The sequence below is a fragment of the Micrococcus sp. HG099 genome (assembly GCF_024723355.1).
GTDB lineage: Bacteria > Actinomycetota > Actinomycetes > Actinomycetales > Micrococcaceae > Micrococcus > Micrococcus endophyticus.
This window is the reverse complement of sequence record NZ_JANQCJ010000061.1, coordinates 1-13,168: the sequence shown is the minus strand read 5'-3', so window position 1 is coordinate 13,168 and position 13,168 is coordinate 1. Positions and strand designations below refer to the sequence as shown.

Sequence of the window (13,168 nt, the reverse complement as noted above, 5' to 3'; positions counted from 1 at the left end):
CGTTGGTGGTGGCCTCGCGCACGGCGAGCCCGACGAGGCGGGCGGCCTCCCGGGCCAGGCGCGCGGCGGCCGGGTCCACGTTCACCTCGACGACGGCGCCGGTGGCGGCGAGCACCTCGCGCGCGTTCTCGATCTCGCTGGCCACGCTGACCTGGCGCAGCCCGCGCACGAGGGCGCGGGTCTCCCCCAGCGCCTCGGCGGCCTGCTCGCGGACGTCGCGCAGGGCGGCGCCGGCCTGGTCCGTGCGGCCCTTCTCCAGGAGCCGCCCAGCAAGCTCCGCCTGCAGCGCGATCACCTGGAGATGGTGGCCCTGCACGTCATGCAGATCCGCGGCGAAGCGCAGGCGCTCCCGGGCGACCGCGAGCTCGCCGGCCTGCGCGCGGGCCTCCTCGAGCCGCACCGCCACCCGCCAGACCCACACGGTGGGCAGCACCACGAGGACCACCATGGCCCACCACAGCAGGACGCCGACCGCCGAGTTCGCCGGCCCGGCGGGCGTCCGGACCAGCGCCAGCGCCGTCAGCCCGAGCGTGGCCGCTGCACCCGAGGTGAGCACCGCCGTGCGCACGTGCGCCGCCGCCTGCGGCGCGATCAGGCACACGGACAGCCAGAGGCTCAGCACCGGCCAGGCCGAGAGGGAGGGCACGGCCAGGGGCGTCAGCGCCACGAGCAGGGCGGGCAGGAGGGCGGCGACGGCCGTGCGGCGCAGGGGCTCGCGCTCCTCCTCCCACGCCCGGCGCAGCCGCAGGGTCGCCAGCGTCTGGCCCATGGCGGCGGCCACGGCCGCCGCGATCCCCGCCACCAGCACCGTGACGGCGAGCGGCGATGCGTCCGGCCCCTCGGCCACGGCCAGGCGCCGGGCCATGACGAAGACGAGGAAGCCGGCCACCACGACGACGGCGCTCAGCAGCCCGGCGGCCGTGTACCACCACAGCCGGTGCAGGTCGCGGTCGGATCCGGGGGCGACGGGCAGCGCACCCGTGGGGCGGTGGCCGGGCGGCAGGGCGGCCGACGCGGGGCTCGGCGCGTGGCCCGAGCCCGGGTCCTGGAACGGGGCGCGGTCCGGCACGGGCTCCGGGGCGAGGGGGGACGGGGGCGTCATGCCTTCCACGGTAGGCCCGTGACAGTTGTCACGCCCGCACCGGCGGGATCTCCCGGTGCGCGGTGACGGGGCGCCACTTCTGGGCGACCCCGCGCCCGCAGGAGGCTGGTCTCGAACGCACACCGACCCCCCTCCCGAGAGGAACGCATCGTGAACTTCATGGACACCGCCCGCGACTTCGTGTCCGGCCTGCCCGAGGCCCTGCAGGGGCTCGGCGTCTTCCTGGTCTCCTTCATCCCGTGGGTGGAGGGCGAGGGCGCCGCGCTGATCGGCGTGCTCGTGGGGGTCAGCCCGTGGCTGGCCATCCCGGTGGCCGTGGTCGGCAACGTGCTCGTCGTCGCCGCCCTCGTGTACGCGGTGGGCGGCACCCGGGAGGCCGTGCTGCGGCGCCGCCGGTCGGCCGTCGCGGCCGGGGTCGGGCCCGTCGACGCGGACCTGCGCGACGACGTCGCCCCGCCGGCCGCCGACGCCCGGATGCGGGAGCGCTTCGAGCGGTGGGGCGTGCCGGGCGTGAGCATGCTCGGCCCGTGGGTCTTCCTGCCCGGGCACGTGGCCGGGCCGGCGATGGTGGGGCTCGGCGCGACCAAGGGGTACGTGATGCTCTGGCAGGTCGTCTCCATCGTGGTCTACACGGGGCTCACCGGCCTGCTGGCCGCCGGGCTGATCGGCTGGGCCGCGCGCGCCGGCGTCGAGGCCTCCCTGCCCGGCGCCTTCTGATCGCCTTCGTGCGGGAAAAGGGAGCCTCCCCCACCGCTTTCGTGCGGGAGAGGGGAGTCTCCCCGCTCCGGCACGACGACGGCGCCCCCACCCCCGGCACCTCTTCATCGCCCGGCGCAGACGAGACCGGCCGCCCCCGCACGGGGACGGCCGGTCGCACCCGTCAGGCGGGCGGAGGCGGAGACGTGCGTCCCCGCCGGATCAGCACTGCTTCGGCTTGCCGGACTTGCCGGCGTTGCACTTGTCGTTCACGGACGAGGTGTCGTGCATGAACGTGCCCACCAGGTTCGCCACGGCCCGGGCCGAGTGCGTCAGCGAGGTGATGGAGACGTTCTCGATGTCGTCCTGGGCGGTGTGGTAGTTGTCGTCGTGGTAGGACAGCAGGCCGGTGGCCGGGATGCCCGCGGCCACGAACGGCGCGTAGTCCGAGTTGCCGCCGTTGCCGGCCGGGCCGTGCTCGTGGCCGTCGCGCTCGAGCTGCTCCTGGAGGAAGGACTCCGCGCCCAGCGAGAAGTCGCCGGTCAAGACGCCCAGGGTGTTCTGGTGGTCCAGCGGGGCCACCATGTCCAGGTTCACGTACATCGCGATGGCGTCGCGCTCGGACTGGCTCAGCTCGGCCACGTGGTGCGCGGCCCCGAGCAGGCCGATCTCCTCGGCGCCCCACAGGGCGAAGCGGACCGTGTTCCCGGTCTTGTTGACCTTCGCCATCTGGCGGGCCACCTCGAGGGTCACGGCGGAGCCGGAAGCGTTGTCGTGGATGCCGGGGCCGGCAGGGACGCCGTCGAGGTGGGCGCCCACCATGACGACGTTGTCGTCGCGGCCGGTGCGGGTCTCCGCAAGGATGTTCACGGTCGGGCGCTGCTCCACGAGCTGCTCGAGGTCGAGGCTGACGGTGACCGGGCCCGCGGCGGCCTGGGCCACGAGCTCCTGGCCGAGATCCCGGGTGATGCCCACGGTGCCCACGTAGTCGTCCGACGGCGCCCCGAGCGTGCCGTTGAGCGGCCCGTCCGCGTTGTTGTAGATGACCACGGCCTCGGCACCGAGCTCGGCCGCCGTCGTCGACTTCTGGGCGAAGGGGCACTCGCCGCGCGAGACGAGCGCGATCCGGCCGGTGAGGTCCGCGCCGCCCCAGTCCGCCGTGGTGCAGCCGAGGGCGCCGGTCGGCACCGCCAGCTGCGCGGACTCGGCGGTGGCCGAGGGCGAGTAGGTGAGCACCTGATGGGGCAGCTCCCGCTGCACGGGGCCCTCCTGGGTGAACTCGTCCCGCAGAGTCTCGGTGTAGGTGATCTCGAACTCCTCGAGCTCGACGTCGTAGCCCGCCTTCTCGAGCTCGGCCACGGCGTAGTCCACCGAGGCGTCGTAACCGGGGGTGCCCGCGGCGCGGTTGCCGTGCTCCTCGGCGATGTCCGCGAAGGCGCGGATGTCTCGCTCCAGGTTGGCGGCGCTGATGGCCGCCACGAGCTTCTCGGGACTGTTGGGGTTGCCGCCGGCACGGTCGGTGGCAGGGGCCGCCGCGGAGGCCGCAGGGGCGGGGCCGCCGGCTGCGTGGCCGGGGATCGCCGCAGCGGCCGGGGCCACGGCGAGGCCCGCGGCGAGCACGCTCGCGGCGAGGAGGGCGGGACGACGTCGCATGGACATGGAGGACCTCTCGATCGGGTGATGTGATGCGACTCACACCCTAGTCAGACACGGGTTCCGCAGGGGACCAGCGACACGCCCGCACCCCGCAGGCCCCGCAGGCCTCGCGACGGACGAGACCGGCCGCCCCCTGACGGGGACGGCCGGTCTCGGCGGAAGGGAAGCCTCCCGCCTCCCGCACGAAAGCCCTCCGGAAGGCTCCCGTCTCCCGCACGAAAGCGGGGTGGGCGGGCGGGGTGGCGGGGCCGGCCGGGCGGGCGGCGCGAGCCGGTCAGGCGGAGGCGACCGTGAGGCCCTCCTCGCCCTCGGCGCGGTCCACCACCACGGTGTCCCCGTCGGCGATCTCCCCCGCGAGGATGCCGCGGGCCAGGCGGTCGCCGATCTCGCGCTGCACCAGGCGGCGCAGGGGCCGGGCGCCGTAAGCCGGGTCGAACCCGGTCTCGGCGAGCCACGCCTTGGCGGCGTCGGACACCTCGAGGGTGAGGCGGCGGTCCGTCAGGCGCGCCCGCAGGGACTCGACCTGCAGGTCCACGATCCGCGTCAGCTCGGCCACGGTGAGTGCGTCGAACTGCACGATCTCGTCCAGGCGGTTAAGGAACTCGGGCTTGAACGCCGCGCGCACCACGGACATCACGGACTCGCGCTTGGCGGCCTCGTCCAGGGTCGGGTCCACGAGGAACTGCGAGCCCAGGTTCGAGGTGAGGATCAGGATCACGTTGCGGAAGTCCACGGTGCGGCCCTGGCCGTCGGTGAGGCGGCCGTCGTCGAGCACCTGGAGCAGGATGTCGAAGACCTCGGGATGGGCCTTCTCCACCTCGTCCAGCAGCACCACCGAGTACGGGCGACGCCGCACGGCCTCCGTGAGCTGGCCGCCCTCGTCGTAGCCGACGTAGCCCGGAGGGGCGCCGACCAGGCGGGAGACGGAGTGCTTCTCCGCGTACTCGGACATGTCGATCCGCACCATGGCGCGCTCGTCGTCGAAGAGGAACTCCGCGAGCGCCTTGGCGAGCTCGGTCTTGCCCACGCCCGTGGGGCCCAGGAACAGGAACGAGCCGGTGGGCCGGTTCGGGTCCGCGATGCCGGCCCGCGAGCGGCGCACCGCGTCCGCGACGGCGACGACGGCGTCCCCCTGCCCGATCAGCCGCTCGCCGAGGTGCTCCTCCATGGTGAGCAGCTTCTCGGACTCGGCGGTGAGCATGCGCCCGGCGGGGATGCCGGTCCACGCGGAGACCACCTCGGCGATGTCGTCCGCCGTGACCTCCTCGGAGACCATCGGCTCTGTGGTCGAGCGGTCGGCCTCGCGGGCGGCGCGGTCCGCCTCCTCGAGCTGCTTCTCCAGCGCGGGGATCTCGCCGTACAGCAGGCGGGAGGCCTCGGCGAGGTCGCCGTCGCGCTGGGCCTTCTCGGCGAGCGAGCGCAGCTCGTCCACCTTGGCGCGCAGGTCACCGGCCTCGTTGAGGGTGGCCTTCTCCGCGTCCCAGCGGGCGGTGAGGGCGGTGAGCTCCTCCTCGCGGTCCGCCTTCTCGGCGCGCAGGGCCTCGAGCCGCTCGACGGATGCCGGGTCCGTCTCGCCCTCGAGGGCGAGCTCCTCCATGGTCAGGCGGTCCACCTGGCGGCGCAGGACGTCGATCTCCTCCGGGGCGGAGTCGATCTCCATGCGCAGGCGCGAGGCGGCCTCGTCCACGAGGTCGATGGCCTTGTCGGGCAGCTGGCGGCCGGTGATGTACCGGTGGGACAGCGTGGCCGCGGCCACGAGCGCGGAGTCGGCGATGGCCACCTTGTGGTGGGCCTCGTAGCGCTCCTTGAGCCCGCGCAGGATGGCGATCGTGTCGTCCACACTGGGCTCGCCCACGTAGACCTGCTGGAAGCGGCGCTCCAGGGCGGGGTCCTTCTCGATGTTCTCGCGGTACTCGTCCAGGGTGGTCGCGCCGATCAGTCGCAGCTCGCCGCGGGCCAGCATGGGCTTGAGCATGTTGCCCGCGTCCATGGCGCCCTCGGACGCGCCCGCGCCCACGACGGTGTGGATCTCGTCGATGAACGTGACGACCTGACCCTCGGCGGCCTTGATCTCCTCGAGGACGGCCTTCAGGCGCTCCTCGAACTCGCCGCGGTACTTGGCGCCGGCGACCATGGCGCCCAGGTCCAGGCTGATCAGCGTCTTGCCGCGCAGGGACTCGGGGACGTCCCCGGCCACCATCCGCTGGGCCAGGCCCTCGACGACGGCGGTCTTGCCGACGCCGGGCTCGCCGATGAGCACGGGGTTGTTCTTGGTGCGCCGCGAGAGCACCTGCACCACGCGGCGGATCTCGGCGTCGCGGCCGATCACCGGGTCGAGCTTGCCGGAGCGGGCGACCTCGGTGAGGTCCGTGCCGTACTTCTCCAGGGACTGGAAGGTGTTCTCCGGGTCCTGGGTGGTGACGCGGGAGTCGCCGCGCACCTGGGTCAGGGCGGCGGCGAGCGCCTCGAGGCTCGCTCCGTTCGAGCGCAGTGCCTCACCGGCCTCGCCCGGGTCCGCGGCCACGCCGAGCAGCAGGTGCTCGGTGGAGACGAACTCGTCCGAGCGCTCCTCGGCCTGGGTGCGCGCGTTCTGCACGACCTGCAGGGCGGCGCGCGAGAGCTGGGCCTGGGCCACCGTGCTGCCCTGGGTGGAGGGCAGGCGCCGGATGGCCGAGGAGGCCGCCGTGGAGACGGCGTCGGGGTCGGCCCCGGCGGCCTTGAGGACGGCCACCGCGACGGACTCCCGCTGGTCCATCAGGGCCTTCAGCAGGTGGGCGGGCTCGATCTGGGGGTTGCCGGCGGTGGAGGCGTTCATGGCCGCGGCCGAGAGCGCCTCCTGGCTCTTGGTGGTGAACTTGGCATCCATGGGCGCATCGCTCCTTCTCTCCCCCGTGTCCCGGGGGTGTCGGACAACCGTCGACGGCGGGCCGTTCCCGCCGCCGTCTCGAAGTTGAGTCTATTCAGCTCAACTCTTCCGGGGCCAGAGGTATTCCGCTCCACCCCGCCCCCACGCGCCACCACGGCGTCCGCACCGGGCGCACTACTGCCAAGTAAATTCGGCGCTACCTGGCAGTAGTGCGCCCAGTGTGGCGAGGCACCCCGCCCCCGGGCACTAGCGTGGAGCCATGTCAGGCTCCACCGCGGCGCCCCGCCGCCTGCGCACGTACGCACGCCCCCGCGTGTCCCTCCTGTACGTGCTGCGGCGCACCGCGCACCGCCTGCTGGAGCTGCAGGTCTGGGACGTGGCCGCGGCCATGACCTTCTTCGCCGCCCTGTCCCTGCTGCCCACCGTGGTGGCCCTCGTCTCCCTCGTCTCCCTGCTGGGCGTCCAGGAGGAGACGGTGGACGCCGCGGCCCAGCTCGCCACCGAGATCTGGCCGTCCCTGACCCCGGACACCGTGCGCGAGTGGATCCTCACCCTCGGCTCCGCCGGGACCGGCACGGCCGCCGTCGTGCTGGGCGTCCTGGGCGCCGTGGTCTCCGCCTCGGGCGCCGTGGGCGCGTTCCACCGGGCCATGCACCGCATCCACGACACCCGCGAGGGCCGGCCGTTCCTGCAGTTCCGGCTCGTGCTGCTCGTGGAGACGCTGGCCCTCATGGTCGGCATCGTGCTCGTGGTCATCCTCGTGGTCCTCGGCGGCGACCTCTCCCTGCGCATCGGACAGGCGGTGGGCCTGCCCGAGGAGACGGTCCTGACCTGGAACGTGGTGAAGTGGCCGGTGATCCTCGTGGTGATCGCCCTGACGGTGACCCTGGCCTACCGGCTCGGACCCAACGTGGTGCCGCCGCGCTACCGGCCGCTGTCCGCGGGGGCGGTGTCCGTGGTGGTCCTGCTGTTCGCGGCCACGCTGGCCCTGGGCTGGATCACGGACCGGTTCGGCCAGTTCGCCGTGGTCGGCCGGATCAACTCGGCGATCGGCGTGCTCGTCCTGGCCTGGATCGCGTGCATCGTCCTGCTCGCGGGGGCCGCCCTGGACGCGGAGATGCTGCGCGGCCGCCAGCTCGCCGTGGGCGTGGACGCCTCCTCCGAGATCCAGCTGGCCACGCGGCACACCGTGGTCCTGGAGGCGGCCGAGCGTCACGAGGACCGCAGCCGGCGCCTGGCCCGCCTCGTGGCCGAGGCCGTGCGCGAGGACGAGGACCTCTCGATCGACGCCACGCCCCTGCTCTCCCAGGAGGGGCGCCTGTTCGCCATCGGCTCCGCTCGGCGCACTGCGGCGGAGGTCAGCTCCGGCCGCCCGTTCCACGCGGCCCCGGTGCTCGACGACGGCGCGCGCCTCGAGCCGTCCGCCGGACGCCCGGCGGGCCGCGGCGGGGCAGCGCGGCCCGACGGAGGGTCAGGAGTGGGCTGAGCCCCTGGTGCGCGGCGAGCCGTCCTGCAGATGGCCGGTATGAGGGCGATTCCGCGCCTCATACCGGCCATCTGCAGGACAGCTCGGCCCGGCAGGCCCCGCTCGCGTGACCCCTCAGATCGGCTCAGCGCTCGCGCGCCTGGAACGCCTCCACCTGCGCGCGCAGCGCGGCGGCGGCCGTCTCCGGCTCCACGTTGACCATGCCCATGTACACGTGCTCGGTGCCGTCGGACTCGCCGCCCACCACCATGTCCACCATGGGGTCCCCGCCCTCCTGCAGGGCCATCACCACGCGCGCCGCGTCCTCGACGCCGGGCACGTCCGTGAACTCGACGTGCGGCTCGCCGTCGCCGCCGAAGGCGCCGCAGGTCTCGGCCAGTCGGCCCAGGTCCCCGGAGAGGTCCTCCGCACCCGGCGACGCCGCGACCATGGTGAACGCCTGGGGCTCCTCCGTGGCGAAGCCGGTCCGCACCGCGGGGTCCACGGTGTAGTCGGCGAGCACCGCTCCGGCGCCGGCCACACTGCGGGTGTCGATGCGCTCGATCAGGTCGGCGCACGCCCCCGTGGGGGTGACCCCGGTCAGGGTGAGGCTGGTCTCGAGGGTCTCCAGCGGGGCGCGCTGGACGTCCATGTCCGTGAAGACGCCGCCGGGGGCGGTCTCCGGGCTCAGCAGGGTCGCCTCGAGGCGGTCCAGGCGCGCCTCGTCCACGTCCGCGTCCGATCCGGCGGCGGTGGAGCCCGAGGCGGACGCGCTCGGGGTCGCGGAGGCCGCCGCGGAGGACGCGGCGGACTCCGAGGGCGTGGGCGACGACGACGCGGCCTCCTCGGGGCTCGCCGTGACGGTCACCGTCTGGGCCGCAGACGGCTCGGCGTCGTCCCCGCCGCCGCAGCCGACCAGGGCCAGCGCCGCGGCGGAGAGCAGGGCCGGCGCCGCGACCACGCGGGCTCGGGCGGGACGGGTGCGGGGTCGGTCGGTGCGGCGCATCGGGATCCTCCAGGGTTCGGTCTGTCGTGCGGGCTCCTCGGGGCCATCCTCCCCGGCGCGTGGCCCGGTGGCCAGGCCCCGCGCGTCGGGACCGGGCCCCTCCCGGTGCGGGCCGCGCGGGCCCGCCGGGGCCCGACACGCTTCCGCATGCTGGACACCCGACGCCGCCGGAGCCCTACGATGTCACCCTGACCCGGACGGCCCGGCCGCACCCCGCCGACGCCGCCCACCTCCGCCCGACCCCTCACCCCGGCCGCGCAGGCCCGGAAGGCCCCCATGAACCGCACCCCCACCCGCGCGCTCCGCGCCCTGGCGCTCGGCGCCGGCGCCCTGGCGCTCAGCGGCTGCGCCGTCCTGGGAGGCGACTCCGGCGTGGCCGGCGTCGTCTCCGACGACGACCTCAGCACCACGTACAACCTGGTGCAGCCCGGCGTCCTGACGGTCTGCTCCGACATCCCCTACCCGCCGTTCGAGTTCGAGCTGGACGGCGAGCTGACCGGCTACGACATCCAGCTCGTGCACGCGATCGCGGAGGAGCTGGGGCTCGGGGTGAACGTCATCGACTCCTCCTTCGAGGCCATCGAGTCCGGCGCCTCGCTCACCGGCTGCGACCTGAACGCCTCCTCCATCTCCATCACGGAGCAGCGGCAGCGGGCCATGGCCTTCACGCTGCCCTACCTGGACGACGACCTCGTGCTCGTGGCCGCCACGGACTCGGGCATCACCGACGTCGAGTCCGCGAAGGGCCGCCGCGTGGGCGTCCAGGCCGCCACCACGGGCGACGCGTACGCCAAGGAGAACGGGCTGAACCCCATCGAGTTCGAGGACGGCGGCATGCAGGTCCAGGCCCTCCAGGCCGGCACCGTGGACGCGCTGCTGGGCAACCAGTCCGTGATCCTCTACTCGCTCAAGGACGACGAGCGCTTCGAGGTCGTCGAGAACCTGCCCACCGGCGAACAGCTCGGCATGGCGGTCGCCCCGCAGAACGCCCAGCTCGGCTCCGCCGTGAACCGCGCCCTGCAGCAGCTGCGCAACGACGGCACGGTCGCCGAGCTCCAGGAGCGCTGGTTCGGCCTGGCCCAGGAGGACTACCGATGAGCACGCAGACCACCGCCGCCCCCGCGCGGCCCGGCCGCGCCCGGCGCCGCCGCACCGTCTCCCTGGCGATCCAGGCCGCCGTGTTCGTCCTGGCGATCGTGGTGCTCGCACTGCTGATCGACTGGGGCACCATCGGCGAGAACGTCCTGAACTTCCCGGCCGTGGCGCCGCTGTTCCCGAACATCATCCTGGTGGGCCTGGGCAACACGCTGTTCTACACCGCGACCTCGTTCGTGGTCGGCCTGCTGGGCGGCATCGTCCTGGCCCTGATGCGCATGAGCGCGTTCGCCCCGTACCGCTGGCTCGCCACCGCGTACGTGGAGTTCTTCCGCGGCGTCCCCGCCCTGCTCGTGTTCCTCGCCTTCGGCTACGGCGTGCCCTTCGCGTTCGGCGTCTCGTGGCCGATCCCCGTCGTCGTGATGACGGCCCTGGGCATGGTGGCGGCCGCGTACATCGCGGAGACCCTGCGCGCCGGCCTGCAGGCCGTGCCCCCGGGGCAGATGGAGGCCGCCCGCTCGCTCGGCATGCCCGCCTGGCAGGCCATGATCACCATCGTGATCCCCCAGGCCTTCCGGATCGTCCTGCCCCCGCTCACCAACGAGGTCATCCTGCTGACCAAGGACTCCTCGCTGGTCTACGTGCTCGGCCTGGCCGCGCACGAGTACGAGCTCACCAAGTTCGGCCGCGACGGCATCTCCGCCCTCGACGCCGGCATGACGCCGATCCTCGTGGCCGGCCTGTTCTACCTCGTGATCACCGTGCCGCTGTCCCTGCTGGCGCGCCGCTTCGAGGCCCGCTCGACCAAGAAGGGGCACTGACATGGCCCAGCAGACCCCCCAGCCCGCCGCGTCCGCCGTGGACGCCGCCGGTGTGCGCGTCGCCGACCTGAACAAGTCCTACGGGTCCAACCACGTCCTGCGCGGGATCGACCTCGACGTCGCCCCGGGCGAGGTCGTGTGCCTGATCGGCCCCTCCGGCTCGGGCAAGTCCACGCTGCTGCGCTGCGTGAACCTCCTGGAGAAGCCGGACTCCGGCCGCATCACCGTCGGGGGTTTCGACGTCACGGACGAGGACGTGGACCTGGACGCCCTGCGCCGCCACGTGGGCATGGTGTTCCAGCAGTTCAACCTGTTCCCCCACCTGTCCGTGCTGGAGAACTGCACGGTGGCCCAGGTGAAGGTGCTCAAGCGCTCCAAGGCCGAGGCCGCCGAGGTGGCCCGCCGCCAGCTGGCCCGCGTGGGCCTGGCCGAGCTCGAGGACCGCTTCCCGGACCAGCTCTCGGGCGGCCAGCAGCAGCGCGTGGCCATCGCCCGCGCGCTGGCCATGGACCCGCAGCTGATGCTCTTCGACGAGCCCACCTCGGCCCTGGACCCCGAGACGGTGGGCGAGGTGCTCGCGATCATGCGCCAGCTCGCCCGCGACGGCATGACCATGCTCGTGGTGACGCACGAGATGGGCTTCGCCCGCGAGGTGGCCGACCGCGTGGTGTTCATGGACGCCGGCGTGGTGGTGGAGACCGGCCCCGCGGCCGCGCTCATCGCCGACCCGCAGCAGCCGCGCACCCAGGACTTCCTGCGCCGCGTGCTGCACCCCACAGAGATCGACCTCTGAGGGGTCAGCCCCACGGCAGAGGGGCCCCGTCCGGACCGTGCGGTCCGGGCGGGGCCCCTCTGGCGTGCGGGGAAGGATCAGGCCTTCTTGCGCAGCTTCTTCAGCTCCTCGCGGGCCTCGCGCAGCGCGGCGACCTGCTCGTCGCGGGCGGCGTGGATCGCGGCGACCTTCTCGTCCTGGGCGTCGCGGATGGCCTGCACCTTGGCGTCACGGGCGTTGCCGATGCGGGCGGCGCGCTTCTTGGCGGCCTTGCGGCGCTTGCCGGAGCGGTTGGCCACGGAGTCGGCGGCGATGGCCAGGCCGGAGCCGAGCAGGAACACGTCCTTGGCGACGCCGGTGCCCTCCTGCGAGGGGCGCACGCCGTCCTTCTCGGTCATGGCCGGGGTGTTCAGGTACATGGACATCAGGCCGCCGGAGAAGGCGGTCAGGGCCGAGCCGGCGAGCCAGCCGGGCACGAACGGCGCCAGCAGGGCGGCGCCGGTGCCGACCTCGGTGGCCACGATGAAGTTCTTGAACTGGGCCGGGGTCAGCTTGGCCAGGTAGGGCACGCCCTGCGCACCCATGTCCCGCATGCCGGCGGCCTGCTCCTCGGAGATGTTGCGCTTGTTGAGGCCGGAGTTCAGGATGAACGCGCCGGAGGCCAGGCGCAGCGGAATCTGGACGATGCTCATGGAGTCTTCCTTCCAGTAGGGCCCGCGGCAGGCACCTCGAACGGGTGTGGCGCGAACGGATCGGTGAGCGGTCAGCAGTGTGAGCCTACCAACGGGGCGCCGTTTCCCGCCCGCCCGGGCGCGCGTGTGCGCGCAGAGCGGACGACGACGGCCCGTCGCCGTCGCCCGTCCGGCGCCGTGCCCGGTGCGATGGTGGACAATGGAGGGCATGCTCCCCCCCGTGACCCCGTTGACCCTGGCCGCCTCCACCGTGACCGCCGACGCCGACTACGGCTGGCTCGGCAACGTGGTCGTGGACATCATGGAGGCTGTCGGCCCCGTGGGCGTGGGTCTGGCGGTGTTCGCGGAGAACATCTTCCCGCCCATCCCTTCCGAGCTGATCCTGCCCCTGGCCGGGTTCACCGCCGCCGGCGGGGCGTTCAGCCCCCTCGCCGCGCTCCTCTGGGCCACCGTCGGCTCGGTCACCGGCGCCCTGGCGCTGTACGGGATCGGGGCGCTGCTGGGCCGCCGACGCATGTACCGGATCGCGGACCGCATGCCCCTGGTGGATGTGGAGGACGTGGCCAAGACCGAGCGCTGGTTCGCCCGCTACGGCTACTGGACGGTGTTCCTGGGCCGCATGGTCCCCGTGTTCCGGTCCCTGATCTCCATCCCGGCCGGCATCGAGCGCATGCACCTGGGCATGTTCACCCTCTTCACCACGCTCGGCTCCCTGATCTGGAACGCGATCTTCGTGTACGGCGGCTACGCCCTCGGCGAGCGGTTCCACCTCGTCTCCGACTACGCCGACGTCTTCTCCAACGTCGTGGTCGTCCTGATCCTGGCGTTCCTCGTGGTGTGGGTCGTGCTGCGCCTGCGCCGCGACGCCCGTCGCGCCAAGGACCCGGACTGGCACCAGCCCACCGCGGACGAGATGGCCGCCCGCGTCGACGCCATCCTAGAGAGCTCCGACCACCGGAAGTGAAGCCCATGAGCACCCCCGCCGCCCCGTCCGCCC

11 protein-coding genes are annotated in these 13,168 nt (G+C 73.5%); 6 read left to right on the top strand and 5 right to left on the bottom strand.

Annotation, left to right across the window (positions count from 1 at the left end):
* On the bottom strand, positions 1 to 1,102 hold a 1,102-nt coding region (locus NWP10_RS06920), incomplete at its 3' end, for a sensor histidine kinase (protein WP_258300344.1).
* A 159-nt stretch (positions 1,103 to 1,261) separates the two neighbouring features.
* On the opposite strand from NWP10_RS06920, the gene NWP10_RS06915 reads away from it, so the two are divergent.
* Positions 1,262 to 1,819 carry a hypothetical protein gene (locus NWP10_RS06915; RefSeq protein WP_158508234.1) on the top strand — a complete coding sequence of 186 codons (558 nt, stop codon included), beginning with the start codon at positions 1,262 to 1,264 and terminating at the stop codon, positions 1,817 to 1,819.
* 201 nt (positions 1,820 to 2,020) lie between these two features.
* Here the strand turns inward: NWP10_RS06915 and NWP10_RS06910 are convergent, their stop codons facing one another.
* Entirely contained in the window at positions 2,021 to 3,457 is a 1,437-nt protein-coding gene (locus NWP10_RS06910) for a M20/M25/M40 family metallo-hydrolase (protein WP_017489422.1), read from the bottom strand.
* Positions 3,458 to 3,728: 271 nt separating this feature from the next.
* Complete coding sequence (clpB, locus tag NWP10_RS06905; RefSeq protein WP_258300343.1) at positions 3,729 to 6,320, bottom strand: ATP-dependent chaperone ClpB; 2,592 nt, start codon at positions 6,318 to 6,320, stop codon at positions 3,729 to 3,731.
* Between the two features lie 259 nt (positions 6,321 to 6,579).
* Here clpB and NWP10_RS06900 point away from each other — a divergent pair, with 259 nt between their 5' ends.
* Complete coding sequence (locus NWP10_RS06900) at positions 6,580 to 7,806, top strand: YihY/virulence factor BrkB family protein (RefSeq protein ID WP_248192552.1); 1,227 nt, start codon at positions 6,580 to 6,582, stop codon at positions 7,804 to 7,806.
* A gap of 124 nt (positions 7,807 to 7,930) precedes the next feature.
* On the opposite strand, the gene NWP10_RS06895 is transcribed toward NWP10_RS06900, so the two are convergent.
* Positions 7,931 to 8,791 carry a hypothetical protein gene (locus tag NWP10_RS06895; RefSeq protein ID WP_017489421.1) on the bottom strand — a complete coding sequence of 287 codons (861 nt, stop codon included), beginning with the start codon at positions 8,789 to 8,791 and terminating at the stop codon, positions 7,931 to 7,933.
* A gap of 276 nt (positions 8,792 to 9,067) precedes the next feature.
* On the opposite strand from NWP10_RS06895, the gene NWP10_RS06890 reads away from it, so the two are divergent.
* From NWP10_RS06890 to NWP10_RS06880, 3 genes are read left to right on the top strand one after another with little or no spacing between them, the layout of a single operon-like run.
* Complete coding sequence (locus tag NWP10_RS06890) at positions 9,068 to 9,889, top strand: ABC transporter substrate-binding protein (RefSeq protein WP_017489164.1); 822 nt, start codon at positions 9,068 to 9,070, stop codon at positions 9,887 to 9,889.
* On the top strand, positions 9,886 to 10,707 hold the full coding sequence (locus NWP10_RS06885) for an amino acid ABC transporter permease (protein WP_184169522.1): 822 nt from the start codon (positions 9,886 to 9,888) through the stop codon (positions 10,705 to 10,707). Before NWP10_RS06890 ends, NWP10_RS06885 begins: the two co-directional genes overlap by 4 nt.
* A 1-nt stretch (position 10,708) precedes the next feature.
* Entirely contained in the window at positions 10,709 to 11,500 is a 792-nt protein-coding gene (locus NWP10_RS06880) for an amino acid ABC transporter ATP-binding protein (protein ID WP_258300342.1), read from the top strand.
* Positions 11,501 to 11,577: 77 nt separating this feature from the next.
* Here NWP10_RS06880 and NWP10_RS06875 read toward each other — a convergent pair whose 3' ends face one another.
* Positions 11,578 to 12,171, bottom strand: a complete 594-nt coding sequence (locus NWP10_RS06875) for a hypothetical protein (protein ID WP_017489166.1) — start codon at positions 12,169 to 12,171, stop codon at positions 11,578 to 11,580.
* Positions 12,172 to 12,379: 208 nt separating this feature from the next.
* Here NWP10_RS06875 and NWP10_RS06870 point away from each other — a divergent pair, with 208 nt between their 5' ends.
* On the top strand, positions 12,380 to 13,135 hold the full coding sequence (locus NWP10_RS06870; protein ID WP_258300341.1) for a DedA family protein: 756 nt from the start codon (positions 12,380 to 12,382) through the stop codon (positions 13,133 to 13,135).
* Positions 13,136 to 13,168: the final 33 nt, after the last annotated feature.